We start from the raw sequence: 25878 nt of genomic DNA, 5'->3' as shown, positions 1-25878 counted from the left end.
GTTCGCAAAATTTCGTGGCCCTTTCGCCTGCGTACGCTCACCGCCGCCGTTGCTTATGCCTCTGCGCTAGGCGTAGGCGGCGTTGCCATGACAGCTAACGCTAGCCAAGTGACCTGGGATGATATTCTCAATGACCATAACAACACTGAAACCGTGTTGATGTATGGCATGGGCGTGAAAGCGCAGCGCTACAGCCCACTTGATCAAATTAATGCTGACAACGTAGCAATGCTTTCCCCCGCTTGGTCGCACTCATTTGGTGATGAAATGCAGCGGGGCCAGGAGTCCCAAGCACTAATCCATGACGGGGTGATTTACGTTACCGGATCCTATTCTCGTATTTTCGCCATTGATGCGCGTACCGGCCAGCGGCTGTGGTCCTACAACCACCGCCTACCCAGTGATATTCGCCCCTGCTGTGATGTGGTTAACCGCGGCGCGGCCATATACGGCGATAAGGTGTTCTTCGGTACGCTGGATGCGGGCATCGTGGCGCTGAATAAAGATACGGGGGATGTGGTATGGCGCGAGCGCTTTGGCGATCATCGTTCGGGTTACACCATGACCGGGGCGCCCACCGTTGTGGAAGACCAGGAAACAGGCCGTGTAATGCTTATACATGGCTCTTCAGGTAACGAATTTGGCATTGTCGGCAAGCTTTACGCCCGTGACGTCGAGACTGGTGAAGAGATCTGGATGCGGCCCTTCGTTGAAGGCCATGTGGGGCGCTTGAACGGTGAAGAGAGCACGCCAACCGGTGATGCCAGTGCACCTTCCTGGCCCGATGACCCAGATAGCGAAACCGGCAAAGTGCAATCCTGGAGCCAAGGTGGTGGTGCGCCGTGGCAGAGTGCCAGTTTTGACCCCGATACCAACACGATCATTATCGGTGCAGGCAACCCTGCGCCCTGGAATGGCTGGGCACGCACCTCGGAAGATGGCGACCCGGCTGACTATGACAGCCTCTATACGTCAGGCCAGCTTGGAATTGACCCATCAACCGGTGAAGTGAAGTGGTTCTACCAACACACGCCCAATGATACATGGGATTTCTCAGGCAATAACGAGATCGTGCTGTTTGAATATGAAGATGAAAGTGGCCAAACGGTCAATGCGGGTGCCCACGCGGATCGCAATGGTTTCTTCTATATCACCGACCGTACCAATGGCGAGCTGATTAATGCCTTCCCGTTTGTCGATAACATCACTTGGGCAACCCACATTGACCTGGAAACAGGGCGCCCGGTGGAGGTGGAGGGTCAGCGTCCAGCGCGTCTTGAAGAGGGTGAAACCCGCTCTGAAGTCGTTGAGGTGTCGCCACCGTTCCTTGGCGGCAAAAACTGGAATCCCATGGCCTATAGCCAAGACACAGGACTGTTCTACGTACCGGGTAACCACTGGAAGGAAGACTACTGGACCGAAGAGGTTGAGTACGTGGAAGGGGCTGCTTACCTGGGCATGGGCTTCCGTATTAAGCGTATGTACGACGACCATGTCGGTATTTTACGTGCCGTTGATCCGCTAACAGGTGAGTTCGCCTGGGAGCACAAAGAGCCGATGCCGCTGTGGGCAGGGGTGTTAGCTACCCACGGTAATCTGGTATTTACCGGCACTGGGGATGGCTACTTCAAAGCCTTCCATGCTGAAACTGGCGAGGAGCTTTGGAAATTCCAGGTAGGCACCGGCATCATCTCACCACCCATTACCTGGGAAATGGATGGTGAGCAGTATATCGGTGTCACAGCAGGCTATGGCGGTGCTGTCCCGCTGTGGGGTGGTGATATGGCTGACCTGACACGGCCGATTGCACAAGGTGGCTCGTTCTGGGTCTTTAAGCTGCCTTCCTTCGTCCAAGATTTGGCTAATCGTTAAGCTATTTGCGTGTGCTTGGGCGGCATTAGCCGCCCTTTTTTAGATGGAGAGAATAATAATGAAAAATCGTAACGCCAAACATCCATACCGCTGCCACACTGCTCGACATCTAGCGCGTCCCCTAGTAGGTTTTTTACTCAGTATAGGGGGACTCTGTATAGGGGGACTCTGTATAGGGGCGGTCGGCACTGCCGCCAGCGCTTCAGCAACCAGTAGTGATAGTGATTATAGCTATAGTAGTTATGATGATTTTGAGCCTCCGGTATTTAATGGCTGTGAACTGGTGCCTGGTACGCAGTGCGCCAATATGGATCTATCCGGCGGTGATTTTTCCAACCTCGATCTGCAAGGTGCTAACTTTGCGGGCAGTAATTTAGATAATGCGGACTTTCGCCACAGTAATCTACGCAGCGTTGATTTCGAAGGTGCGTCGCTACGCCATGCCAATCTCAACCGGGCGCGTATGCCCAACACTCACCTGCGTGGTGCGGATCTCTCATACGCCAGCTTAGTCGGGCTAGATAGCTGGAGTATTTACGCCCAAGGCGCGACCTTTGACCATGCCGACTTAACCGGTGCCAATCTTGAGTTTGCTCGCCTAACGGGGGCCAGCATGCAAGAGACTATTCTGTTAGGCAGTAATTTGGAAATGGCCTGGATGAATAAGGTCAATCTCATCGGTGCCGATCTGCGTGATGCTAATCTGCAGGAGGCTAAAATGAATATTACCCGCCTGAATAATGCCGATATGACCGGTGCACGCATCCACTATGGTAACTTCCAGCTAGCGCAAATGGAGGGGTGTACTGCCTGCCCATTTGATTGGGATTGAATAGCGTATGGCGACCAAACGCACGGCGCACGTAGTGCGCCGCAACGTGGCGTTGGTTGTTTGGCTAAGTGGAATGCTTGTCAATGTGACAGCAACTGCCGAAGAGCCATCAGCGCTGTTTAACCAGCAAGGCTACCGCCTGCCGCCTTATCGTACGCCGGTGACTGCGCCGTTGCCCGGGGTTACCGAGCTGGACGATGGTGCTTTTCATGAATTAGTGGCGTCACCGCCGGTCATCTTGGTGGATGTTTACATGCTGACCTGGCATGACGGCATGTTTTTACAAGATCGTCCCCACTTAACCATCCCTGGCAGTATTTGGCTGCCCAACGTTGGCTCCCCTGCTTTAGCTGATGAGTGGATCGACTACTTCACCGATGCACTTGATGCACTGCGTGAGCAAACCCCGGCAGCACCGCTGGTATTCTTCTGTCGTGCCGACTGCTGGCTGGCTTGGAACGCAGCTCGCCGTGCCCAAGCGCTGGGCTATGAAGAGGTTTATTGGTATGCCAACGGGGTGGATGGCTGGCAGGCGAGTGGCGGCGCTTTAGCGGCGGTTTGCCCACAGTTACCCGCTCATGCTGAGTGGGAAACCTGCGGGCCTTAATCAGTCAGGCCTGGTTAATGATGGCCTGGTTATTGATAGCACAGTCATTGATGGCAAAGTTATTGATAACACGGTTATTGACGATAAATCAGCTCGGGTATTTGGCGGTGGGTGGATATCGCTGAACCATCCTGCGACTGTAAGTGCTTTGATTGGCGGGCATTACGGGGAATAAGAGGTGCTTGATCCGGCGTGCTTTGGAGATTATCCGCTATCAGGTTTTCTAGCAGCCCATGTTGGGGAGAGTGCTGGCACACTGGGTCGGTGGCGGTCATATCGCCGGTTAACAAATAGGCTTGGCAGCGGCAGCCACCATGATCTTTATCGCGCTCGTCGCACTGTTGGCAAAGCGTCGGCATCCATTGAGTGCCGCGAAAGCGGTTGAAGGCATCACTTTGGTACCAAATGTCCTGCAGTGAGGTCTCTTTTACGTTGGGAAATGCCATAGGTAGCTCCCGAGCGCTATGGCAGGGTAGCACTGCGCCATCGGGGGCAACCGTCATAAAGATACTACCCCATCCTCCCATGCAGGCTTTGGGTGCTTGCTCAAAGTAGTCGGGCACTACAAACAGTAGCGACATATCACGGCCCCGTGCTGCCAGTGTTTCCCGCCAGCGGTTGGTTTCCGCTTCAGCGCGTATCAGCTGTTCACGGGTGGGCATCAGCGCTTGGCGATTCAAAAACGCCCAGCCGTAATATTGGCAGTTGGCCAGCTCAACAGCATCTGCCCCAAGCTCATCGCAGAGTGCTATTAGCGCGCCAATTTGATCAATATTATGCCGATGCAGTACAACGTTGAGCACCATGGGATAGCCAGCGGCCTTGACGGCTTTGGCCATGGCTAATTTGTTGGCGTGCGCCTTGGCAGAGCCTGCTAGTGCCTGGGCCAGTTCGGGGTCGGCAGCTTGCAGGCTAATCTGGATATGATCCAGACCCGCCTCTGCAAGGGCGTCTACCCGCTGGGTAGTAAGACCCACGCCAGACGTTAGCAGATTGGTATAAAACCCTAGCTGGCGCGCTTCGCTGACCAACACTTCTAAATCTTTTCGGATCAGAGGCTCGCCGCCGGAAAATCCTAACTGAGCCGCACCCATGGCCCGTGCCTGGCGCAGCACACTAAACCACGCTTCGGTATCCAGCTCGTTTTGGTAGCGGGTAAAGGCCAACGGGTTAGAGCAGTAAGCACACTGCAGCGGGCAGCGGTAAGTAAGCTCAGCCAACAACCATAAGGGAGGTGAGGTGGGTTCAGCGCTTGGATTAACGCCGTTATGAGTCACTGTGTTTTTTTCATTGACCACAATGAACCTCCTTCACGGCCAGCCAGCCGTTGTCACGGGCTTCATTGATAAACTGCAACACATCGTCTGCCAGGCTATCGGCATCCGGATATCGCTGTTGCAGTATGGCAATAATATCGGCGATGGTTTGGTGGCCATCAAGCTGTTCAAGAATCGCCCCAGCGGTTGGGCTGAGCTTGACCATGCCTTCGGGATAGAGAATGACGTGGCAGCCCTGTATAGCTTCCCACTGTAATCGCCAGCCGCGTCGCAGTTGGTAAATGTCTTGCTGGGCTACTGGGTTCTTTTGTATCTGGGCGAGTTTTTGTGTCTGAGTAAGCTGCTGTGACATGGTGAATTCCCCAAAGCCGGTCAATCAAAGCTTAATAAGTTGAGCGTTCAAGTCCACGGTGATACACCGCTTCCTGAGTGACGGTGTGGTAGGGAGGGCGGTCTAACTGATAGGCCATGGTCATGGCATCCAGCATGCTCCACAGCACATCCAGTTTGAATTGTAGGATTTCCAGTGCACGCTGTTGCAGTGCTACCGTGGTACATACGTTGAGCGCAATTTCCAGGCCGTGTTCCACATCTCGGCGGGCTTCACTTAGCCGCTTACGAAAATAGCGATAGCCCTGCTCGTTAATCCACGGGTAGTGCTGAGGCCAGGTGTCCAAGCGGTTTTGGTGGGCAAGTGGGGCAAACAGTTCTGTAAGCGAAGAGATCGCTGCCTCCTGCCAGGGCGCGCTGGCCACAAAGTGGCGGTAGGCATCCACCGCAAAGCGAACACCAGGTAGCACGTGCTCTTGGGAGAGCAGCGTATGGCGGGGGAGGCCCACTGCTTCGCCGAGCGCCAGCCATGCTTCAATCCCGCCCTCATCTCCTGCATGGCCGTCATGGTCTAGTAGACGCTGCACCCAGCGTCTGCGAGTAGCGGCATCTGGGCAGTTGGCCAGTAGCGCGGCGTCTTTTTGGGGAATCATCAACTGATAATAAAAACGGTTAGCCACCCAACCTTGGAGCTGTTCGCGGCTAAGCTCTCCGTTGGCCATCGCTTGCTGGAAGGGGTGGTGAAGGTGGTAGTACTGCCCTTTACTCATCAGCGCTTCACGGAACGCCTCACGGCTGAGTGGAGCAGAAGAACCACAGGGAGTTATCGCTGTCAGCACCATGTTTGGCCTCCTGATGGCTATTTTCACGGGTTTCATTGCTATGCAAGGTACGGCTAAAGCGTAAATTTCATACCGTCATAAGCGGTTTCGATGCCTGAGGCCTGGAGTGTTTTTGCCGCATGGCTCGCGCGGTCTAAAATCGGGTTAGTGTTGTTGATATGAATCAAAATGCGCCGTGTACTGCTGGGTAACTCGTTAAGCAGCTCACACATACCACCGCTGCCATTGAGCGCTAAGTGGCCCATCTGCTGACCAGTTGAGGTGCCAACGCCTAGCCTCTGCATTTCATCGTCTTCCCATAAGGTGCCATCTACCATCACCACATCAGCGGCGTTCAGAAAACGCATGGCCAGTGGTGTGGGGTTGCCAAGCCCAGGGGCATAACACAGTGACTTGCCGCTGCGTCGGTCGACAATATACAGCCCTAAATTATCGCCACAGGAGGGCGAACCGCGTCGCGGTGAGTAGGGTGGGGCATTGCTGTGTAGCGCAAAGGCGGTTAGCGCGATATCGGGTAGAAAAGGAATCGAAAACTCAGCAACATCGCGGTTATCTTCCAAGCCAATTGGCTGCCAGCGCAGCCCACCCCAGTGATCCAACATGGGGAACAGCGGGAACCCACTAGACAGATCGCTATGTACATTAGGGGTACACCACACATCCAGCGGGCAGCCCTCTCTTAGGGAAAGTAACCCGGTGACATGATCAATCTGTGCATCTACTAACAGCACACCTCGAATGCCGCTGCCACGCAGCTCGCCCGGCCATAGTTCTGGGTTGGCGTTGAGCTGGGCGCGGATATCGGGTGAAGCGTTACATAGCAACCACTGTTTTCCATCCACGCTTAACGCAATGGATGACTGAGTACGTGGCTGATGATCAGCGCTATCTTGGCGGACATTGAAACAGTTTGGACAATTGCAGTTCCATTGAGGAAAGCCGCCACCTGCGGCGGCCCCTAGTACTAAAACCTGCATAGACGGGCCTCTCATGTGTGCATTGCCAGTTAAGCCCCTACCCGAGGAAGGGTGGGTAGGGGCTGCGGCCTAGCGGGTGGAGATATATAGCGTTACTTCAAAGCCTAGGCGCATATCCTGATAAGTCGGTTTCGTCCACATAGAAAACTCTCCTGCGTTGTTAAGCATGCTGTGGTGAGTGTTGCTGTGAGTATTGCTATAAGTGTTACATCGAGCGGGATTGGAGATTACTGCCAAGCCCACTCTTTAAGTTAAGCACTGGTGGCGTGTACTGCATGCGCTACTTTGGGAGTAGTTTCCTCACCCTTTGGGTGGTGGTGGGCTGGGGAGATGCTGATATGGCGATCGCTGTGATGGAGATAGGCTGTAATAGCGGGTGTTTGTGATCGAGATATATTGTTATGGAGAGATAAAGTAACTAACGTGAAATCAGCTAAGCTGGATATATAAATAGATACCTGCTTTTTGGAACGTATGCCTTCAACAGCATATGTCTCTAAATGCAAGGGTAATAACAGCGCAGCGATTGGCAAATACTAATAATGCAATCACCGTCTACTGGCCCTGGTTAAAAGACAGCCCCTCTGAAACTGCGTTGTACAAGGAGGGGAATGGTCATAGCTGTTAGCTATAGGGCTGGTCGTAAAATGCAAATTGTAGCTATCGCCAAGGTGCTTTAAAAATAGTGACATGTATGTGAAGCGTTCTCTTGCTTGCAGGTGGTGTAAGCAGAAATTCCTCGAGGCGCTCACCATTTGTTTCCTTGGTTTGCCCAAGGTATGCAGCAGTCAGAGGGAGATAACGATGAGTGGTAAATGTCCTGTAATGCATGGCGGCAATACTTCCACAGGCACTTCTAATAAAGACTGGTGGCCTGAAGGATTGAACCTGGATATTTTGCACCAGCATGACCGCAAAACGAATCCGATGGATCCTGACTTTGACTACCGCGAAGCGGTAAGAACATTGGATTTTGATGCCCTGAAGCAAGATGTCCACGCGCTGATGACCGATAGCCAAGAGTGGTGGCCTGCTGACTGGGGCCACTACGGTGGCCTGATGATCCGCATGGCTTGGCACTCTGCTGGTACTTACCGCATTGCCGATGGCCGCGGCGGCGCTGGGACCGGTAACCAACGTTTTGCACCGCTCAACTCATGGCCCGACAACGTCAGCCTTGATAAGGCGCGCCGCCTGCTGTGGCCAATCAAGAAAAAGTACGGCAATAAAATCAGTTGGGCAGACTTGATGATTCTGGCCGGTACAGTTGCCTATGAATCTATGGGGCTGCCTTCCTACGGTTTCTCCTTCGGCCGTGAAGATATCTGGCATCCAGAAAAAGATATCTATTGGGGCGATGAAAAAGAGTGGTTAGCGCCCTCTGATGAGCGTTACGGCGACGTTGAAAAGCCGGAAACCATGGAAAATCCGCTGGCGGCGGTTCAAATGGGGCTGATTTACGTTAACCCTGAAGGCGTTAACGGTCAGCCCGACCCGCTCAAAACAGCCCAGCAGGTGCGCGAAACCTTCGCCCGCATGGCGATGAATGATGAAGAGACTGCTGCCCTAACAGCAGGTGGCCACACTGTGGGCAAATGTCACGGTAACGGCGATGCCGGTGCGCTGGGGGCTGAGCCTGAAGCGTCTGATGTTGAAAATCAGGGCTTTGGCTGGGGCAATCCCAATATGCATGGTAAGGCGAGTAATGCCGTTACCTCGGGTATTGAAGGCGCTTGGACGACCAACCCGACGCAATTTGATATGGGCTATTTCGACCTGCTGTTCGGTCATGAGTGGGAGCTAAGAAAGAGCCCTGCCGGTGCCCATCAGTGGGAACCCATCGACATTAAAGAAGAAGACAAGCCGGTTGATGCCAGCGACCCCTCTATCCGCCACAATCCGATCATGACCGATGCGGATATGGCGATGAAGATGGACCCAACGTACCGGGCTATTTGCGAAAAATTCATCGCAGACCCTGAGTACTTTAGAAAGACCTTCGCTAAAGCGTGGTTCAAGCTGACTCACCGTGACCTGGGTCCGAAAGCCCGCTATATCGGCCCGGAAGTCCCTGCGGAAGAGTTAATCTGGCAAGATCCGGTTCCGGCCGGCAGCATCGACTACAGCGAGGAAGTTGTTAAGCAGAAAATCGCTGCAAGCGGCCTGAGCATCGGTGACATGGTTAGCACTGCCTGGGATAGCGCACGCACTTACCGTGGTTCTGATATGCGTGGCGGCGCTAATGGTGCCCGTATTCGTCTGGCCCCACAGAAGGATTGGCAAGGCAACGAGCCAGAGCGCCTTGCAAAAGTACTGAGCGTATACGAGCAGATCGCTGCCGACACCGGTGCCAGCATCGCAGATGTTATTGTACTGGCAGGTAGTGTGGGTATCGAAAAAGCAGCTAAAGCCGCAGGTTACGATGTAAGGGTACCGTTCCTGAAAGGGCGTGGTGATGCCTCTGCCGAGATGACCGACGCTGACTCTTTCGAACCCCTTGAGCCGCTGGCGGATGGTTTCCGCAACTGGCAGAAGAAAGATTACGTGGTTAAGCCGGAAGAGATGTTGCTGGATCGCGCCCAACTGATGGGCCTGACAGCACCGGAAATGACCGTGTTGCTGGGTGGTATGCGTGTTCTAGGCACTAACTATGGCGGTACCAAACATGGTGTATTCACTGACCGTGAAGGCCAGCTCACCAACGACTTCTTCGTCAACCTGACCGATATGGGAAATAGCTGGAAGCCGGTAGGCAAAAACGCTTACGAAATCTGCGACCGTGCTACCGGTGCCGTTAAGTGGACTGCCTCTCGCGTTGACCTGGTGTTTGGCTCTAACTCACTGCTGCGCTCCTACGCAGAAGTTTATGCTCAGGATGATAACGGCGAGAAGTTCGTTAAAGACTTTGTTGCTGCCTGGACAAAAGTGATGAACGCGGATCGCTTTGACGTCGCTTAAATACCATGAGTGCTAGTGCAAGCAAGTAAACCCGCATCTTTGGATGCGGGTTTTTTTGTTATGCGCTATACCGAGGTGTATCCACTAAAAGGTACCCAGTCGAGTGCCTTTTAGCTTTATTAATGATGAGGAGCTAGAAGGCTTCCCACTCTGCTACTTCATGTTTTTGCTTAGCGGGCGGGGTATGGCGTTTGGGTGTTGGAGGTAATGCAGCGCCTGTGGTAGGGCGCGCTTGGTGAGATGCAGTATAAGGCAGCGCGGTGGTGGAAGCGCCACCTTCATTAAGCACAAACTCACTCATCAATTGATCAAGCCTTTGAGCGTTGTCACGCATGTTAGAGGCAAGCGTTGCACTTTGACTGACCATGGTAGCATTCTGTTGGGTCATCATATCCATCTCGGCAACCGCTGTGTTGACTTGTTGGATGCCAGTGGTTTGTTCCCGAGCACCGGCAGCAATTTCAGCGATTACATCCGACACCTGGGTGACGCTTTGTCGAATTTCTTGCATGCGTTCAGCCGCTGCCTTGACGATGTCGCCCCCTTCTTTTGAGTGGGTAACGGACATATCAATCAAAGCACGAATATCGTGAGCGGCCGAGGCTGAGCGGCTGGCCAATGTGCGTACTTCACTGGCAACCACGGCGAACCCACGGCCCTGCTCACCGGCTCGGACCGCTTCAACGGATGCGTTGAGTGCCAAGATATTGGTTTGAAAAGCAATCGAGTCAATTAAGCCAATAATATTGCTGATTTTATTAGCGGATTCGTTGATGGCAGACATCTTGGCTTCCATGTGGTTCATGGACTCAGTGCCGCGCTCTGAGGCACTAGCGGCTTCAAGGGCCAAGCTGTTCGCCTGTTCCGAAGCCTGGGAGGTATGCGAGACCGTGGAGTGAATTTGCTCCATTGAGGCAGATGTTTCCTGGAGGTTGGCCGCCGCTTGTTCGGTGCGTGACGAAAGCTCTTGAGTACCCGCTGCCATATCGCTGGCATCTGACAATACCGTGCGAGCGTTTTGGCGCACTTCCTGAAGGGTGGACTGCATACGTTCTACAAAAGCATTGAACCCATGGGCAAGGTCGCCAATTTCATCCTGGGTTTTGGCTTCTAAACGGCGTGTTAGATCACCTTTTCCTTGGGCAATATCCGCCATGGCACTGGCCGTTTGTTTAATTGGGGCAAGCGCACGTCGAGCAGCATATGCGACGATGAGTAATAAAATAATAAGCAGCAGCGCGCCAGCAATAAGCAAAGAGCGTAACAGGTCGCTAGTCACCGCTGTGAAGGTGCTGAGGGGCACATTCACACCGACTACCCATGAGGTTCCCTCTACTGGGCTCCACATAATGGCGTCGCGTTGGCCATTAGGGAGTGTTACCACCCCCGAACCCGCTGTCCCACTTAGCATCTCCTGGCTGAGGTTATCCATACCTTGGTAGCCATGCTGGTCGGCGCTGGTGAAATTCAGCGTCATGCGTGAGTCTTCATCCGGGTGCGCAATCACTTGGCCCTGACTGTCAATCATCCACCCGTAGCTACCTTCACCTACATCGATTGCTGAGGTGATATCAGAGACTGCCGCCATAGAAACGGTCATACCCAGTAAGCCTACTCGATGGTCACGCTCATCAAACACTGTGTCGGCCACAATCGCTGTGGGCAGGCCGCTGACCATAGAGACCACAGGATCAATGAGTAGGCTATCGCTGGTGCCCTCGGTGACGAGGGTTTTGAAATAAGCGCGCTCCGTGACATCCAGTGCCACACCTGCATGGGTTAAGGTAGCGCCCGTTGCATTACTGAAAAATAGCGATTCAATGGTGGTACCTGCAGGATGCCGCTTTGCCAGCCAGCCCAAATGATCGTTGATGGGAAAATCCTCTGCGAGCCGCTCGTCTTGAGCCAATATGGCTATCCAATCACGGTGGCCTGCAATCCAGCGGCTGATTTCATCTGCACGTGCTTCTACCTGGTTGGTACTCGCATTTTCCACAAGGTCAGTGACCGCCCGGTTAAGCTGTTGATTGACGACAATGCCGAGAATAATGGCCACCACAAATAGCGGAATGGCGACCGCAGCCAGAAGTTTCTGCGTCAGTGAAAGACGAGAAATTTTTTTCATTTGTTGCCTCGTAGTGTTGGCCAGAAGTAGATCCCAGGCGGGTTGGTAAGTGTCATACTCTGGCTGTTTAATGGTTCCCTGGAAGTTATACTACTACCGCTATTCACTTGCGGCTGATAATGCGCTTGCTCAATATTTTCATCTTTTAATGTAATTTTTATTGGGTTGTTATATAGCGTTCATGTATCTTTTTGTTGTTTTATAGTTTGATTAAATCATCAGGGTAGTCGACGTCAGAGCACACGCCTGGGTCGCTTGTTGTGACGTTAACAATACGGTTGCTATACTTTTTAATGACGGAGTTTGCGCCTTTTTCGTTGTCTAAATGTGCTAGCTCACACCAAAATTTTCTCCCAAAAATAACGGGATGCCCCGGTTTTCCTTGGTGTAGCGGCTGTATGATGCTCTCTGGAGAGGCCAGTTTGGTTAATAAGCTGCATGTTTTAAGACTTACCCACGGTAAGTCTCCAAGCCATATCGCCGCAGCACGATAGTGGTGCATATCTTTATCTTGGATTAAATGTGTGAAAGCATCACTGATACTGAATCCCAGACCTAAATAGCTGTGAGGGCTAATAATGGTGGGAGTCATTAATGATAGGCCAAGTGATTGGGCGTTATCTTCGGGTTTAATCACAACGCAGCTATGTAAGAAGTGTTTCTGGATAGTCAGTAAAGTGGTGTTAAGTAGTGTTTCTCCGCTACTCAGTTTGGCGACTCTTTTATCACTGCCAAAGCGGCTTGATTGGCCTGCTGCCATCACGATGACGATAACATCACTACAAGGCATGGCGCTCTTTCCCACGATAGAGGCGAACAATATCGGCCATCACGGCTAGTGCTATCTCAGCCGGTGTTTTGCTACCCAGATTGAGCCCAATCGGCATGGCGATTCTTGCTACTTGGGTTTCCGTCAGACCTCCGGAACGTAGCAGCCTTTTGGCACGCTGTTGCGAGGTTTGCTGGGAGCCCATCACGCCAATGTAGAACGCCTCCGTACGAACGGCCTCAATTATCGCTAAATCATCAATACGCGGATCGTGGGTCAAAGCGACAACGGCAGTGTTAGCGTGGCAAGCGCCTGAGGCGATAAATACAGAGGGCAGCACTGCCTGTACTTCTACGCCGGGTATGTTGAAGTTCTTCCGGATCCCATCTCTGGGATCGCAAACGATCACTTCAAAGCCGAGCGATTGGGCAAATAGTGCACAGGGGGATGAGATTGAGGAGACCCCCGCGATAATCAGTCGTAACGCAGGGCCGATGCGGATATTGACGCTAGCCGTATCGAAAGTAACGGCAGGCTCGGTGTTATTTGAGGGGTTAAAGCGCTTACCGCTGCCATCCAGCCTGACGCAGCGGGCTAGCGGTTGGCGACCCAGTAGAGTGGCATGCATCACTTCCAGGTGGATGAGGTTTTCGGTGTTTGGCACTAGCCGCTCAACCAGCACTTCAAGGCTGCCTCCACAGGGTAAACGGATATCTGTTGGGCTATCCTCACCACCATAGCGCACCCGCTGCACTGGCTCGTCAAACGCGCCATTTTGGAGCCGGACGATAAAGTTTTCTTCGACACATCCACCTGACAGTGAACCCACGTATTCACCTGTTTGACAGGTGACCAGCATGGCGCCTGGTTCCCTAGGTGACGAACCAAAGGTTTTCAGTACCGTACAGAGCCACACGGTCACCCCCTGGTTGGCCCATTTAAGTGCGCGCTCAATCACCTGTAGATCTAGGTGGTGCATTAAAGGACTGCCTCCAACGGCTGCTGAAAATACCCTTTTAATACGTCGCGCACTGTTTCAGGGGTAAAGGGAGGGTGCGTAAAACGAGCCCCCGTGGCATCGAAGAGGGCGTTAGCTATTGCAGGGGCGCCAGGCAGTGAGGTGGACTCACCGACGCCTAATGGCGGCAGCTCAGGTCGATCAAGCAGCATGACGTCGATGGGAGGAAGCTCAGAGAAACGCAAGATTGGGTATCCACCCCACTCTTTGCTGGTAGGTAGGCCATCTTCAAAGGTGACTCGTTCCTTTAACGTGCGGCTGAGCATCTGGATCACGTTGCCATGCACCTGATGTCGCACCCCAGCGGGATTTACCATGAGACCGGCATCCTGGCCTACGTATAGCTGTTCGACGACGATTCGGCCGCTCTGCACATTCACCTTAAGCTCAATGATCCAAGCAGCTAGCGCAGCACCAAAGCCAGGGAATTTACTATGCACGTATTGGGCATAAGCAAAGCCGCGGCCATAGCGCCAATCGCCATTGCTGGCTGGATTGGCGTTGGCAATGCCGGGTTGCCAGTTCGCGCGGTTAATTAGTGCTTCGACAAGCTCGCGGGCGCGGGCGTCAGTTAGGTAACGCAACCGATAGGCGACAGGATCTTCGTCCGCCAAATAGGCAAGTTCATCGATATAGCTTTCGTGAGCAAAAGTGTTGGGTAGCGCTGAGACACCGCGTAGCCAGGAGGCACGCACCAGGGTGGGCACGTCCTCACAGATAATCTGCCGATGGGGGTAGCGGTAAGGCGGTACCGATGTTCGGTCACCCATCTCAAAGGGGATATCGATAGGAGGAACGGCCCCGGTTAGTAGTAGCGCAAGCGTCGGTGCGCTGTTAGAGGGGTAGCGAGTGCTAAAGCGATAACCAGCAGGGCTGCCGTCGGTATTCAAACCACCCTGAATGGCCATGTATTGGGCTGCCCCCTTAGGTTCCCAGGTGTGCTCCTGCTCGCGGGTTAATTGTACACGCACCGGGCGCCCCACCGCCTGGGAAAGCAGCACCGCATCGGCGCCAACGTCGTCAGCGCAGTTGCGTCCATAGCAGCCCGAGGCCTCCATGCGGGTAATCGTAATGACACTTTCATCTAAGCCGGTAAGGCGGGCGAGATCGGCTCGTAGGCTATGTGGGTTCTGGGTGCCTGACCAAAGGTGTAGTGCGTCCTTCTTGGCATTGGCAACAGAGCAAGAGGGGCCTATGGAGCCATGCAGTTGAAAAGGCCAAACGTAGTGGCGACTGAGCGGTTGGTCTGCAGCGGCAAGGGCGCTGTCTACATCGCCCTCTTCGAGCAGTACGCGTTGCTTGCTGGGTAGCTCCAGCAGCGCTTGCTCGATATTATCCAATTGGGGCAGGCCTGGGATAGGGCGCCACTCAATCTTGAGCTGCCTTGCAGCTTCTGCGGCTTGCTCTTCCCGCTCAGCCACAACGCCCACGAAGTCGCCTATGACGACGACGCTAACCACACCCGGCAAGTGCGTCACGGAGCTTTCGTCGACAGCTACTAAGCTGTCACCCATAAAATCACCGCTGTCGTAGCCCACATAAGGTGGACGAATGACACGCCCATGTAGCATGTCGGGTAGGCGTAGATCATGCACAAAGGTTAATTTTCCGGTGGCTTTGTCAGGTATATCCACACGAGAGGTAGGTAGTCCTACTAATGTGTAATCGCTAATTGACTTAAGAGGGGCGCTGTCAGCTAATTTCAGCGCATGTCGGGCACCGACGAGCAGCTTGCCATAGCTAACTGATGCAAGGTGCTTATCGCTAGTGTGTTGTATATACCCGTCTTGGCAGCGAAGTGCCTCGCGCTCGACGTTCAGGTGGCGTGCCGCCAGCGTGAGCAGATATTCCCGCGCTTGCGCCGCTGCTCGGCGCAGTGGTTCGGCGGTGATTTGTATGGTCGCGCTGGCAATAGTAGGCCCTTGATTGGGTACCTCAAAGGGGTTGCCCAGTACCATCGTGACGTTGTCAAAAGGCACGCTTAACTCTTCAGCGACAATTTGCGCCAGTGCCGTGCGTATGCCGGTGCCTAAATCCACGTGTCCGTTGAATGCGAGGATATGTCCGTCGCTCAATACAGCAATGAAGATTTCGGGCTCGAGTGGGGTGAATTCCGAGTGTGTGCCCGGTTGTCCTGGCGCAGGCTTGGGAGGTGTGATTGGGTCTCGATAGATAACCAGAAGGTCGGGGTCAAGCAGCAGTGACTGTCTTGTAAAGTCTGATTTAACAGCCATAACGTGCCTCCCGAGCAAGCTCTGAGTTTCGTGTGATTGTGTCAGTTTGAGCTGAGTACTTGGCAAAAATTAAGATAAAATTGTAGTGTGTACGCCATAAAAGCATGCTGGATTGATTCAGAGCAAGCAGTATTTCATACGTTAATGCATCATCGTGATAACCAATGCCATACTCGATTTACGACGTCGCCAATATTTAAGGATAGATAATGACAATGGATAGTGCGCTCAATCACTCGTCTTCCGGCGAGCACCCCACCCCTTCAGAGCAGGGGTATGATTTTTCTGAACAAGTGGGCCATCTACTACGTAAAGCCTACCAGCGGCATACGGCCATTTTTCAGCGCTACAGTAGCGATAAACAGTTAACGGCCATCCAGTTTGTCACGCTGTGTACAGTGATGGAACGAGGCCCCAGTTCACTGACCGAAATCGTCAACGCCACGGCGATAGACCCTGCGACAATCCGTGGTGTTATTAAACGCCTCAAAGCGCGTGAATGGATTACCTTAACCACCGATCCTAACGATCAGCGTAAAGTCATGGTCGTGATCACCGAGCCGGGGGCCTCACTGGTAGAAGAAATGGTGCCTAATGCCAAGCAGATCAGTGATCAGACCATGAAAAACCTCAATCCAGCGGAACGAGTTGCCTTAATGCACCTGCTGGAAAAAATGAATGCGGATGGATGATATCGTAAAGGTGGGGAATCCCACCTTCACTGCAAGTGGCACGTTAGCGGCTCATTAAGTAGCCTAACGCCTCATCCAGCCCTATCACATCACCATACTTACTATCGATATCAAATAGGTTGGCCTCATGGGGCGCTGGGTGGCGGTCGCCGACACAGTCACGAATGACCATCACGCGAAACCCATATTGCAGGCCATCCACTGCGGTGGCGCGGATGCAGCCGCTGGTGGAGCAGCCGGTGATGATCAATGTATCGATACCCATCGCAACGAGCGTTGAGGCCAGCGAAGTACCAAAGAAGGCGCTGGCATACTGCTTGGTCATCACCAGTTCGTCGTCGTTAGGTGTTACCTCAGGGCAGAACGCCGCATAGGGATTACCTGCCACCATGGCCCGCATCACCGGTGCTTTCTTTACCCAGATGCCGCCATCCATTTGGTCCGGAGCGTGATAAAGAATATTGGTGTGGATAACGGGCGTGCCCGTCCGCCGCGCGGTGTTCAGGAGTGGCGGCATATTGGCTACGGCATCCACCACTCCCTGGGCAAATAGCGGCGAGCGGGGGGTGGTATAGCCCTGCATAAAATCAACGACCAGCAACACGGGTTTTTTACCAAAACCAATACGTCCATCCCAGACGCCTTTGTAGTTGTTATCTAAGCTGTCATCTAAAGAGCTGTCACTAACACCGCTGCTGCTGATTGCTTGGCTGGGATTCGTCATGGCGCTATCTCCTAGTAAGCCCCTGACAAGAGCGCGCCCGCACCCGGAACAATGGGCTCCAGGTCGAGCGCCTTAAGCATGGCGTAGGTGGTCGCGATAGCAGCAGTTACCACCGGCTTACCGGTTAGGGCTTCTACCTTGGCGACAGCAGGCAGAGATGGCATTTGCACACAGGCTGATAGCACAATCGCATCGACATTGCTTAAGTCGAGACTAGTAACAATCTCGGGGAGATTGGCGGGGTCGTGACGAGCAACATCCAGGTTGTTGGGAATCTCAAGTGCTCGGTAATCAACCACCTCAATGCCCTCCTGGCGGATATACTCCACCACCATCTCGGTCAGCGGTTTCATATAGGGTGCCACCACTACCACACGCTTGGCGTTCATCACACCCAGGGCATCCACCAGAGCGCCTGCGCTGGTCACTACCGGCGTATCACAGCCATTTTCCTCAGTACGGCTGCGTAGCCGCTGCTGGGATTCACGATGATAGCCGGGACCCATGGCCATGATAGCCACCAGACAGGCGTAGCCCATGACATCGACGGCCGCGTCAGACAGCTCCAGTGCGCAACGGTCAGACTCCGCATCCATAGCGGCCAGCTCGTCCTTGCTGACGGTTTTCATACGCATACGGCTGGAGTGGAAGGTAAAACGCTCCGGCCGAATTAATTGTCGCGCCGCCAGCATCGCGGGGATCTCGGTCTCCATGGTGATATTAGAGCTGGGGACGATCTGTCCGATACGATATGTTTTGGTCATAGAGCTTTGTGTCATGATCATTAGCCTTTGTTAGAGTTGTGTACCCAGAAAGTCTTCAAAGGCGGCAAAAAAACCATCGAAGTCATCCCAGGGAATCATGTGACCCGCTTGTTCCGCGGTAGAAATACGAATCGTCGGTAGCAGGGAGCGTATTTCGGCGCGATCTTCGTCTTGGATAACACCACCCTTACCCGCACACATCAGTAGTGTGGGCACTTTGATGCCAGCGAAGTCCTGGTGGATATCCACGCTGTGGAACTCTTCAAACGCCTGAACGATGGCGGGCTCAAAGCAGGTGTGCAGCCACTCGGCGCGCAGCTGTAGCTGCTCGTCGCTCCAGGTGGGGCAGTATCGACGCATGGTGTTGATATCGGCGCCCTGGGTGCAGTCGCGGATGGAGTCCACATACCAGGGGAGTTGGCTGGGGTACTCCCGACGATCTGGCCCTGAAACCGGCGGATCGATCAGTACCAGCTTGGCGATGCCCTTGGCGCCGCGACTCATGGCACGCAGCGCAAAGCGTGCGCCCATGGAGTGACCAGCCAGGATGGCATTGCTTAGCCCCAGTGCTTTGATAAAGGCGATGACATCGTCGGCGCAGGTGTCAGTGTCATAAGCAAGTTCGGGCCCAGTGGACGACAAGCCACGCCCACGGACATCAAGTACATAAGTGTCGAAGTGTTGGCCCAGGCGCTCGGCCACAAATCCCCAGGTGATAGCCGGGCTGGTGATGCCAGGTATTAGCACCAGCGGCTGGCGAGCAGTGTCAGTGCTGTCAGCGAAGCGCAGATAGTGCTGGCGAATACCGTTAGCTTGAATATTGGCGCCGTAAAGGTAGGTACTGCTCATGCTGGGCTCCCTTGACGGGTTGGTTGCTTCAGCGGTACTTCAAAGGGGTCATAGGCGAACACCCAGGCTGGGTCTTCGTCTTCCCTTAACCAAGTATTGTCGTGGGAAACCTGCTGTACCCGTGAGGCACGTTCGAATCGATTGGTGCGGTAAAGCTCGAAGGCGTTTTGATAATCGGCGGCACCCACTTCTTCCAGGCAGCGTACTAGCATGGCGGCATCTTCGATCGCCATGGCTGCACCCTGGGCCATATGTGGCTTCATCGGGTGGCAGGCATCGCCCAGCAGTACCAGTCGATTCTCATGCCACAGTGGCAGCGGGTTGCGCTCCAATAGCGGCCATTTGGTGACGCTTTCGGTGCAGTCGATTAGCGCTTGTACGGTGGGGTGGTAACCCTCGAATGCCTGGCGCATCTCTTCCCGTGAGCTGCCGACGAAGGAAGTGCCGTGGTTCCAATCTGGCTCAGGAACGCCGGTCACGTAGTAGTACTCCTTCTCGTCACCGGTCACGAAGTACACCATCATGTGCCGGTCTTCCGACCACCACTTTACGCAGGCTTCAAAATCCAGATCGTACGCCTTGAGTTTTTCCGCCGAGATAATCGCCCGATGGGCGACCCAGCCACTGTAGATTGGAGCCTCCGGGCCGAGTAGCTTCTCACGCAGGCGAGAATTGACCCCGTCAGCACCGATCACCAAATCCGCCTCTTCGATTGAGCCATCGGCGAAGGTCATGACGACCTTGTCGCCGCTGTCATCTACATCGACCAAACGTTTGTCGAAATAGAGCTTGTCTTGGTCGAGCGTGCTGACCATTAGTTCGTGCAGGTCACCGCGGTGCACGGTGATATAAGCCGCGCCGTAGTTTTCACGTGCAAACTTACCCAGCGGGATACGTGATTGATACTCCCCCGTCATGCCGTTACGGCTAAACCAGTAGTCAGGGTGTGAGCCCATGCTATTGAGCTGCTCTTCGATACCAATACGACGCATTACTTTCATCACGTTGGGACCAAGGTGAATCCCTGCCCCTAAACGAGAAAATACAGGGGCTTGTTCATACACCTTGGTGGGGTAACCCGCTTGCTGCAGCAGCGCTCCTGCAGCCGCGCCGCCAAGACCTGCGCCGATAACGGCAATGGTGGGTTTATTGTTCATATCGTTGTTTCCTCGCTGTTTAGTCACATGCCTCTATTGAAAATGCTGCATTGCAAAGCGATTTCATAGGAGTCCGTGAATGCTATAAAACAACGTATACACCATTTATTTGTTGGTCAAGAATTAATTTATGAAAATATTTCCATAAGTATTAGTGCTTCTATTTTTTATTATTTGTATGATTTTTATGTATTTTTTTATTGTATTTTAAATTTTTTTAAAAACTTGAAGAAAGATGCAATTGAGTGCTATACGTTTATTAGAGTGTTTTTTTATGGCGTATGCACCTTTAATGTTAGGTTGTGAGTTGGCTCTGCACTCAGCTGGTGCAAGATGAGTGGTCAAGGAGGGAATAGGCTGGGTATAAGGTGCTACGAAGCATGTTTGACAGGCAGTATTTATTAGTAACATCTAAGTCACAGCCAAGCCCCATCAGAGCAAGAGGGCAGGCTTAACAATAATGATGATCCCTTATGACGCTAAAGCTAACAGTCAATGGTAAGAGGCATGAGCTGTCGGTACCGCCGCAGACCCCGCTGCTCAATGTGTTGCGTAATGACCTAGCGCTCAATGGGCCTAAATATGGCTGCGGTTTGGGCGAGTGCGGCGCGTGTAGCGTGCTGATTGGTGGCATGATCGCACGCACTTGCGTGTTGCCCGTATCCGCCGCCGTTGACCATGACATTACAACACTTGATGGTCTTGCTCAGAATGGTCAGCTTGATCCCGTGCAGCAGGCATTCATCGAGGCACAAGCAGCCCAGTGTGGTTACTGCTTAAACGGTATGATTATGGCGATTCGTGCGCTGCTCAATCATAACGAGCAGCCCTCTACTCAACAGATACGTGCGGCCCTTGAGCATAACCTCTGCCGCTGTGGTACTCATGTGGAGATTCTGCAAGCCGCTCAGCGTGCTGTGGTAATCAATGCCGCCGCGCAGCAGGAGGTATCCCATGAGTAAGGGCTCGTTGCCAACCCAGGAGGTCGGTGGGGAGGGCCTACCTCCGCAACTTACCCATGTACGCTATGGTGTTGTCGTCCGCCCGCCTTACTACCACTGGAATGGTGAGCGCTTTGAGAGTGCCCACTTAATAAGTGTCGACAGAACTCGTTTGGCTTCATTACCGGGTCAGGTTGATGTGGTGGTGGAGGGGGATTTCGTTGGCGTGGTTGCGGAGAGTATCGCTGTGGCCAGGGACGCTGCTAAACAGCTGCATATTGAATGGCAAGCGTTTTGCAGCGAGCCGAATAAAACGCTTAAGCATAGTGAGAGGGCGGGTGGTGAGCTGCGCTATCAGGCGTCACACTCTGTAGCCTCAGAGCAGCGTATATATGGTTGGCCCAGCCGCATGCGCTGGGGCAATCACCCCGGTTGGATAGTGGCCGATGGTAGCGATCACCAGTTGAAAGTATGGGGGCAAACCACGACTCCCGTGGCGCTTAAGCAGGATTTGGTTAGATTAACTGCCCTGGATGCTAGCCGGATCGAGCTTTACAGCACTGATCCGCAGCAGATATCTAATCCAGCTGCCGGGCTTGGGCGCCACTGCGGCGATGATGCCGCCGTCGATGCTGCTCTTATGTCTCAAGCGCTGGGTCGTCCGGTAGCGGTCTGGTTAGATGCACGCTATATACAAGACGTGGAGGCGCTAGGCCAAGCCCAGCGAATGTCGTTAAAAGCTGAGCTTACCGATAGCGGCGAGATAGCCCGTTATCACTACCGCCATGCCAACAGCAGCGGTGATGTAGCTGCGGTTGCTCTCTGGTTAAGCGGCAGGGCAACTGAACCAGCTGCTATGCCAGAAACGGTGCCAGAATCTATACCGGAAGCGCCAGCAGACGACAGCGATCCAGCGCCGTTGTCTTCCTCTTTTTTGCCATCCTATGTCCTGTCACCCTATGTCTTTCGAGATCAACATCTTTCAGCGCGACTCCAGCAGCCTGGCCAGACGCCTAACAGTGCCACATTAATAGGCATTCAGCAGGCCTTTGCGCGGGAATCCTTTTTAGATGAAGTGGCTCGCGATAGCGGGCAAGACCCCATATCGCTGCGTCTTCGTCACCTTAAAGATGCGCGGTCTATCAAGCTGATTGAGTCGGTAGCCAAGCGCGCTGGGTGGCAGGTGCCATTCAAGAAGCCCTCGGACGCAGTGCCACAAGACCTGCTACAGGGGCGCGGTTTTGCTTTTGCTCAGTTGCCTGATCGTCATCAGCGGATGGAAGCCGGGGTGCGCTCTGCTTGGATTGCCGATGTTGCGGTCAACCGTGTTACGGGCGATGTCCAGCTAACGCGATTAATTGTTGGCCAAGATGATGGCCCTGAGGTGGATACGGCAGGCCTTCAACAAACGCTCCAAGAGCGAATACTGGGTGAAGCCCGCCCCCTATTGGGGCAAGCACCTGGGTTTGATGAGTGGGGCGATGGGAGTGATGCGCCAGAACGAGGCGTCGAAATTTCGCCGAGTACGCTAGTTAAACGCGACAGCCCAGCCGTTACCCAAACAAAAACAGTGTCGCTGCGTCCTGCATCGAGTGACGTATTAACCGGCGCGGAGCTTTCCCCCGGCGTTGCGGTTATCGCCAATGCACTCTTTGATGCAACCGGCATCCGTTTTCGCCAGCCCCCTTTTACAGCCAAGCGCGTGCGAGAGGCGTTAAAGGAAGCGGCGATGGAAGGAGCAGCACAACAGCGCTTCGCAAAACGAGCTCCTGGCCGCCGCTGGTTAGCCGCCGCGGCGCTGACCACGGTCGCAGGCGCTACGGCAATGGCCTGGCCTTGGAAAAGTACCCTTGCACCGGTCGCTCGCCCCGCCCCAAATCTTTATTCCGCCGAGACCATTGAGCGCGGGCGCCTAGTCGCCGCCGCCGGTGACTGCGCGGCATGCCACACCTCTGAAGGGGGAAGTACCAATGTGGGAGGGCGGGCTTTTGAAACACCCTTTGGTACTCTTTACAGCACTAATATTACCCCGGATGAAGTAACGGGAATTGGCCAGTGGTCCTTCGCAGCCTTTGAGCGAGCGATGCGCCACGGCATCAGCCGTGATGGCAGCCACCTTTATCCTGCTTTCCCTTATACGGCATTTGCCAAAACAAGTGACGCTGACTTACAAGCACTCTATGCCTACTTAATGGCCCAGCCCCCTGTCGCCGCTGAAAAGCCCACTAATGAACTCTCTTTCCCTTTCAGCGTGCGCAGTTTAATGGCTGGCTGGAATGCGCTTTATCACGATCCCACTCCTTTCCAGCCAGACCCCATGCAAAGCGAGCTGTATAACCGGGGAGCCTATCTCGCCGAAGGGTTAGGCCACTGCAGTGCCTGCCATAGCCCACGCAATGCCATGGGCGCTGAGAAAAGCGGTGACGCTTACTTGGCTGGCGCCTTTGTAGATGGCTGGGAAGCACCACCGCTCAACACCTTGTCACGTGCCCCCATCCCTTGGAGTGAAACATCGCTTTTCGACTATCTACGCCATGGCGAGTCGGCGCTGCACGGTGTTGCCTCTGGGCCTATGGCACCTGTCGTGGCGGGCTTGGCAGAGCTGCCTGAATACGATGTGCGAGCGATTGCCCACTATGTGGCTGCACAGATGCAGGCTCCCACAGGCAATGATGAGGCAACCATGGCGGGGGCTGAACAGCGGGTGACCAAAGCGGCGGAGAGCTCACCAGGGATGGAGGCGGGGGAGCGACTATTCGAGGGTGCCTGTGCGGCCTGTCATGTGGAGACCGGTGTGCCTAGTTTTTCACGCGCAAGTACCAATCTGGCGCTGAATACCAATCTGCATAGCGATCATCCCGACAATGTTATTCAGTCAATTCTTGGCGGTGTCCACGCGGATCATGTGCCTGGCATCGGCAGTATGCCGGGCTTTGCTGACAGTTTTAGCACTACCCAGGTCGCTGATTTAGCGACGTATCTCCGAGCGCGTTTTGCACCCGATAAAGCGCCTTGGCAACAACTAGAAAAACGTATCACTGATTTACGCCAGCCTCACCACAACAACACAAACTCTACTCCCTGACGTAATAAACCGAGGTGGACTATGAAACGCAGTAAATGGATATGGCTAGTTTGGGCGGTCGTCTTGCTTAGCTATTTAGTGCCTTACACCCTACTGAGCGGCGTGGCGCTTTGGTACGGCAGCTTCCTGTTTTGGGCCGTTGCCGGGCTAGTCGTCATTGCGCTGAATGTGTTTATCACGAAAGATTTTGAGGAGCACAGCAATGACTGAATCACTCATCTGGTGGTCCATTGCCATCTACTTAGTGATCGCGATAGGCATTGCGATTCTGTCCCGCCAAGGCCCCACAGAAAGCATGTCTGGATACTTCCTGGGCAACCGGCAGATGAACGGCTTTGTCTCGGCGCTGAGTTACAGTGCCACAACGTACAGTGCGTTTATGATGGTCGGCTTGGCAGGTCTTACTTATGCTGGAGGCGTTGGAGCGCTGGGCTTTGAAATTATCTATTTTGCCGGTGTTTCCCTTGTCGCTATTTTCGGGCCCAAATTCTGGGCGGTTGGAAAAAAGTTTGGCTTTGTGACGCCCAGCGAGATGCTAGGCCACCGTTACAACAGCAAGCATGTTGCCATGGCGGTCTCAGTTGCCAGCTGTATCTTCCTCATTCCTTACTCGGCCGTCCAGTTAGCTGGTGTTGGTTACCTGTTGCAAGGTATTACCGATGGGGCGATTACTTTTACTACCGGGGTGGTACTGGCCACGGTGATCGCTATTTTCTTCTCCTATGTGGCGGGGATTCGCTCGGTGATGTGGACCGACTCGCTTCAGGCGATCATGATGATTGTGGCCTCAACACTGGTGGCTTACCTAGTGGTTCAAGGCCTGGGTGGCTTCGGCGCACTCTTCGATACGTTGGCAACCCAGCATCCCCAGTCACTAACAGTGCCCGGTTCAGGTCTGTTTAGCTTTGTCACTTTCCTGGGGCTTACTATTCCCTGGTTCTTCTTCAGTCTCTCCAATCCGCAGGTAAGCCAGCGCCTATTTATGCCTGCTTCGCTGCGCTCAATGCGCCATATGCTGATTGGGTTCCTCGTGTTTGGCTTTATCTACACCATGGTCTCTGTGCTGTGGGGCTTCTCTGCCTTAGCTGCCTTTCCTAGCTTGGAACGTGCTGACTTGGCCACGCCAACACTGTTGGGTTCCGAGTTTGTACCGCCGGTGCTAGGGGTGATTGTAATGATTGGCATTATGGCTGCTGCTGTCTCCACCATTGATTCGATCATGCTGACCCTGGCCTCAATGGTCTCCCGTGATGTCTATGCCAACGTCAAACCTAACGTTAGTGAAAAACGCCAACTGTTGGTGGGTAAATTTGTGGTACCGGTGATTGCGCTAATGGCGTTGGGGTTTGCGGAGCTTCAGCTTGATCTTATTGCGGTGCTGTCGGTGGCTGCATCGTCAGGCTTAGTGGCGATGGTACCTGCCATTATTGGTGCCTTTTACTGGAAACGCGGTACCTCTGCCGGTGCATTGGCGAGTGTGGTAGGCACCAGTACCTTCGTTCTGTTGATGTATGCCACTGGTAACTCCTTATTAGGCTTACCCTCCGGCGTATGGGGCATTGTGGTAGCGAGTGGGCTATTTGTCGGAGTTAGTTTAGCCACCAAGCCTCACCAAGCCTCCACCGATGCTTTCTTTAGCGCTATCGCAGAAGAGCTGGGTAAAAAAAAGCGCCGTCTTGTCACCGATCAGGCGACTAAAGAGGCGGCTGCCTAGCGCGGCAATGCGCGCTCTTGAATACCCGACAACCAATGAGCGTTTGTGTTGCTTATCAGTAACCAAGCGCTCTCAGCTAGCTTTTCCCGGCACGCTATAGCTGAGCTTAAG

At 53.8% G+C, this 25878-nt stretch carries 22 protein-coding genes; 9 read left to right on the top strand and 13 right to left on the bottom strand.

Annotated elements, in window-relative coordinates:
- Nucleotides 1–87: 87 nt before the first annotated feature.
- From CPA45_RS11865 to CPA45_RS11855, 3 genes are read left to right on the top strand one after another with little or no spacing between them, the layout of a single operon-like run.
- Nucleotides 88–1872, top strand: coding sequence for a methanol/ethanol family PQQ-dependent dehydrogenase (locus tag CPA45_RS11865; protein ID WP_244287596.1), 1785 nt, complete (start codon nucleotides 88–90; stop codon nucleotides 1870–1872).
- A gap of 58 nt (nucleotides 1873–1930) precedes the next feature.
- Nucleotides 1931–2704 (top strand): pentapeptide repeat-containing protein, encoded by a 774-nt coding sequence (locus CPA45_RS11860; RefSeq protein WP_244287594.1) that lies wholly within the window; start codon nucleotides 1931–1933, stop codon nucleotides 2702–2704.
- A gap of 7 nt (nucleotides 2705–2711) precedes the next feature.
- A complete protein-coding gene (locus CPA45_RS11855) occupies nucleotides 2712–3311 on the top strand; it encodes a rhodanese-like domain-containing protein (RefSeq protein WP_096651754.1) in 600 nt (199 codons plus the stop codon).
- A gap of 74 nt (nucleotides 3312–3385) precedes the next feature.
- Here the strand turns inward: CPA45_RS11855 and pqqE are convergent, their stop codons facing one another.
- The 5 genes from pqqE to pqqA form a co-directional block, all read right to left on the bottom strand.
- Nucleotides 3386–4609 (bottom strand): pyrroloquinoline quinone biosynthesis protein PqqE, encoded by a 1224-nt coding sequence (gene pqqE, locus CPA45_RS11850; RefSeq protein ID WP_422822035.1) that lies wholly within the window; start codon nucleotides 4607–4609, stop codon nucleotides 3386–3388.
- Nucleotides 4599–4940 carry a pyrroloquinoline quinone biosynthesis peptide chaperone PqqD gene (pqqD, locus tag CPA45_RS11845; protein WP_096651753.1) on the bottom strand — a complete coding sequence of 114 codons (342 nt, stop codon included), beginning with the start codon at nucleotides 4938–4940 and terminating at the stop codon, nucleotides 4599–4601. Before pqqD ends, pqqE begins: the two co-directional genes overlap by 11 nt.
- Nucleotides 4941–4971: 31 nt before the next feature.
- The gene (gene pqqC / locus CPA45_RS11840; RefSeq protein WP_096651752.1) at nucleotides 4972–5760 is read right to left on the bottom strand and encodes a pyrroloquinoline-quinone synthase PqqC; all 789 of its coding nucleotides are present in this window, start codon (nucleotides 5758–5760) and stop codon (nucleotides 4972–4974) included.
- A 53-nt stretch (nucleotides 5761–5813) separates the two neighbouring features.
- Entirely contained in the window at nucleotides 5814–6737 is a 924-nt protein-coding gene (gene pqqB / locus CPA45_RS11835) for a pyrroloquinoline quinone biosynthesis protein PqqB (protein WP_096651751.1), read from the bottom strand.
- 69 nt (nucleotides 6738–6806) lie between these two features.
- On the bottom strand, nucleotides 6807–6878 hold the full coding sequence (gene pqqA, locus CPA45_RS11830; RefSeq protein WP_009722990.1) for a pyrroloquinoline quinone precursor peptide PqqA: 72 nt from the start codon (nucleotides 6876–6878) through the stop codon (nucleotides 6807–6809).
- 663 nt (nucleotides 6879–7541) lie between these two features.
- Here pqqA and katG point away from each other — a divergent pair.
- On the top strand, nucleotides 7542–9695 hold the full coding sequence (gene katG / locus CPA45_RS11825) for a catalase/peroxidase HPI (RefSeq protein ID WP_096651750.1): 2154 nt from the start codon (nucleotides 7542–7544) through the stop codon (nucleotides 9693–9695).
- Nucleotides 9696–9828: 133 nt separating this feature from the next.
- Here katG and CPA45_RS11820 read toward each other — a convergent pair whose 3' ends face one another.
- From CPA45_RS11820 to CPA45_RS11805, 4 genes are all read right to left on the bottom strand, one after another.
- Entirely contained in the window at nucleotides 9829–11820 is a 1992-nt protein-coding gene (locus tag CPA45_RS11820; protein ID WP_096651749.1) for a methyl-accepting chemotaxis protein, read from the bottom strand.
- Nucleotides 11821–12019: 199 nt separating this feature from the next.
- Nucleotides 12020–12610 carry a nucleotidyltransferase family protein gene (locus CPA45_RS11815; protein ID WP_096651748.1) on the bottom strand — a complete coding sequence of 197 codons (591 nt, stop codon included), beginning with the start codon at nucleotides 12608–12610 and terminating at the stop codon, nucleotides 12020–12022.
- Nucleotides 12600–13568 (bottom strand): XdhC family protein, encoded by a 969-nt coding sequence (locus tag CPA45_RS11810; protein ID WP_096651747.1) that lies wholly within the window; start codon nucleotides 13566–13568, stop codon nucleotides 12600–12602. The genes CPA45_RS11815 and CPA45_RS11810 overlap by 11 nt, the downstream gene beginning before the upstream one ends.
- On the bottom strand, nucleotides 13568–15841 hold the full coding sequence (locus CPA45_RS11805; RefSeq protein WP_096651746.1) for a xanthine dehydrogenase family protein molybdopterin-binding subunit: 2274 nt from the start codon (nucleotides 15839–15841) through the stop codon (nucleotides 13568–13570). The genes CPA45_RS11810 and CPA45_RS11805 overlap by 1 nt, the downstream gene beginning before the upstream one ends.
- Nucleotides 15842–16050: 209 nt before the next feature.
- On the opposite strand from CPA45_RS11805, the gene CPA45_RS11800 reads away from it, so the two are divergent.
- Nucleotides 16051–16533 (top strand): MarR family winged helix-turn-helix transcriptional regulator, encoded by a 483-nt coding sequence (locus tag CPA45_RS11800; protein WP_279628813.1) that lies wholly within the window; start codon nucleotides 16051–16053, stop codon nucleotides 16531–16533.
- Between the two features lie 43 nt (nucleotides 16534–16576).
- Here the strand turns inward: CPA45_RS11800 and CPA45_RS11795 are convergent, their stop codons facing one another.
- From CPA45_RS11795 to CPA45_RS11780, 4 genes are read right to left on the bottom strand one after another with little or no spacing between them, the layout of a single operon-like run.
- Complete coding sequence (locus CPA45_RS11795) at nucleotides 16577–17257, bottom strand: N-carbamoylsarcosine amidohydrolase (RefSeq protein ID WP_096651745.1); 681 nt, start codon at nucleotides 17255–17257, stop codon at nucleotides 16577–16579.
- A gap of 11 nt (nucleotides 17258–17268) precedes the next feature.
- Nucleotides 17269–18021 (bottom strand): maleate cis-trans isomerase family protein, encoded by a 753-nt coding sequence (locus tag CPA45_RS11790; RefSeq protein WP_096651816.1) that lies wholly within the window; start codon nucleotides 18019–18021, stop codon nucleotides 17269–17271.
- Between the two features lie 30 nt (nucleotides 18022–18051).
- Entirely contained in the window at nucleotides 18052–18870 is an 819-nt protein-coding gene (locus CPA45_RS11785; RefSeq protein WP_096651744.1) for an alpha/beta fold hydrolase, read from the bottom strand.
- Complete coding sequence (locus CPA45_RS11780; RefSeq protein WP_096651743.1) at nucleotides 18867–20027, bottom strand: FAD-dependent monooxygenase; 1161 nt, start codon at nucleotides 20025–20027, stop codon at nucleotides 18867–18869. Before CPA45_RS11780 ends, CPA45_RS11785 begins: the two co-directional genes overlap by 4 nt.
- A gap of 473 nt (nucleotides 20028–20500) precedes the next feature.
- Here CPA45_RS11780 and CPA45_RS11770 point away from each other — a divergent pair, with 473 nt between their 5' ends.
- Genes CPA45_RS11770 through CPA45_RS11755 form a run of 4 tightly spaced genes read left to right on the top strand, consistent with a single transcriptional unit; the run spans nucleotide 20501 to nucleotide 25767 of the window.
- A complete protein-coding gene (locus CPA45_RS11770) occupies nucleotides 20501–20989 on the top strand; it encodes a (2Fe-2S)-binding protein (protein ID WP_096651741.1) in 489 nt (162 codons plus the stop codon).
- Nucleotides 20982–24053, top strand: coding sequence for a c-type cytochrome (locus tag CPA45_RS11765; protein ID WP_244287593.1), 3072 nt, complete (start codon nucleotides 20982–20984; stop codon nucleotides 24051–24053). Before CPA45_RS11770 ends, CPA45_RS11765 begins: the two co-directional genes overlap by 8 nt.
- 21 nt (nucleotides 24054–24074) lie before the next feature.
- On the top strand, nucleotides 24075–24263 hold the full coding sequence (locus CPA45_RS11760; RefSeq protein ID WP_096651739.1) for a hypothetical protein: 189 nt from the start codon (nucleotides 24075–24077) through the stop codon (nucleotides 24261–24263).
- Nucleotides 24256–25767, top strand: a complete 1512-nt coding sequence (locus CPA45_RS11755; RefSeq protein WP_096651738.1) for a sodium:solute symporter family protein — start codon at nucleotides 24256–24258, stop codon at nucleotides 25765–25767. Before CPA45_RS11760 ends, CPA45_RS11755 begins: the two co-directional genes overlap by 8 nt.
- Nucleotides 25768–25878 lie beyond the last annotated feature (111 nt).

The sequence above is a fragment of the Vreelandella nigrificans genome (assembly GCF_002374315.1).
Lineage (GTDB): Bacteria > Pseudomonadota > Gammaproteobacteria > Pseudomonadales > Halomonadaceae > Vreelandella > Vreelandella nigrificans.
The sequence above is the reverse complement of the archived record's forward strand: the minus strand, read 5'-3'. Positions and strand labels throughout refer to the sequence as shown.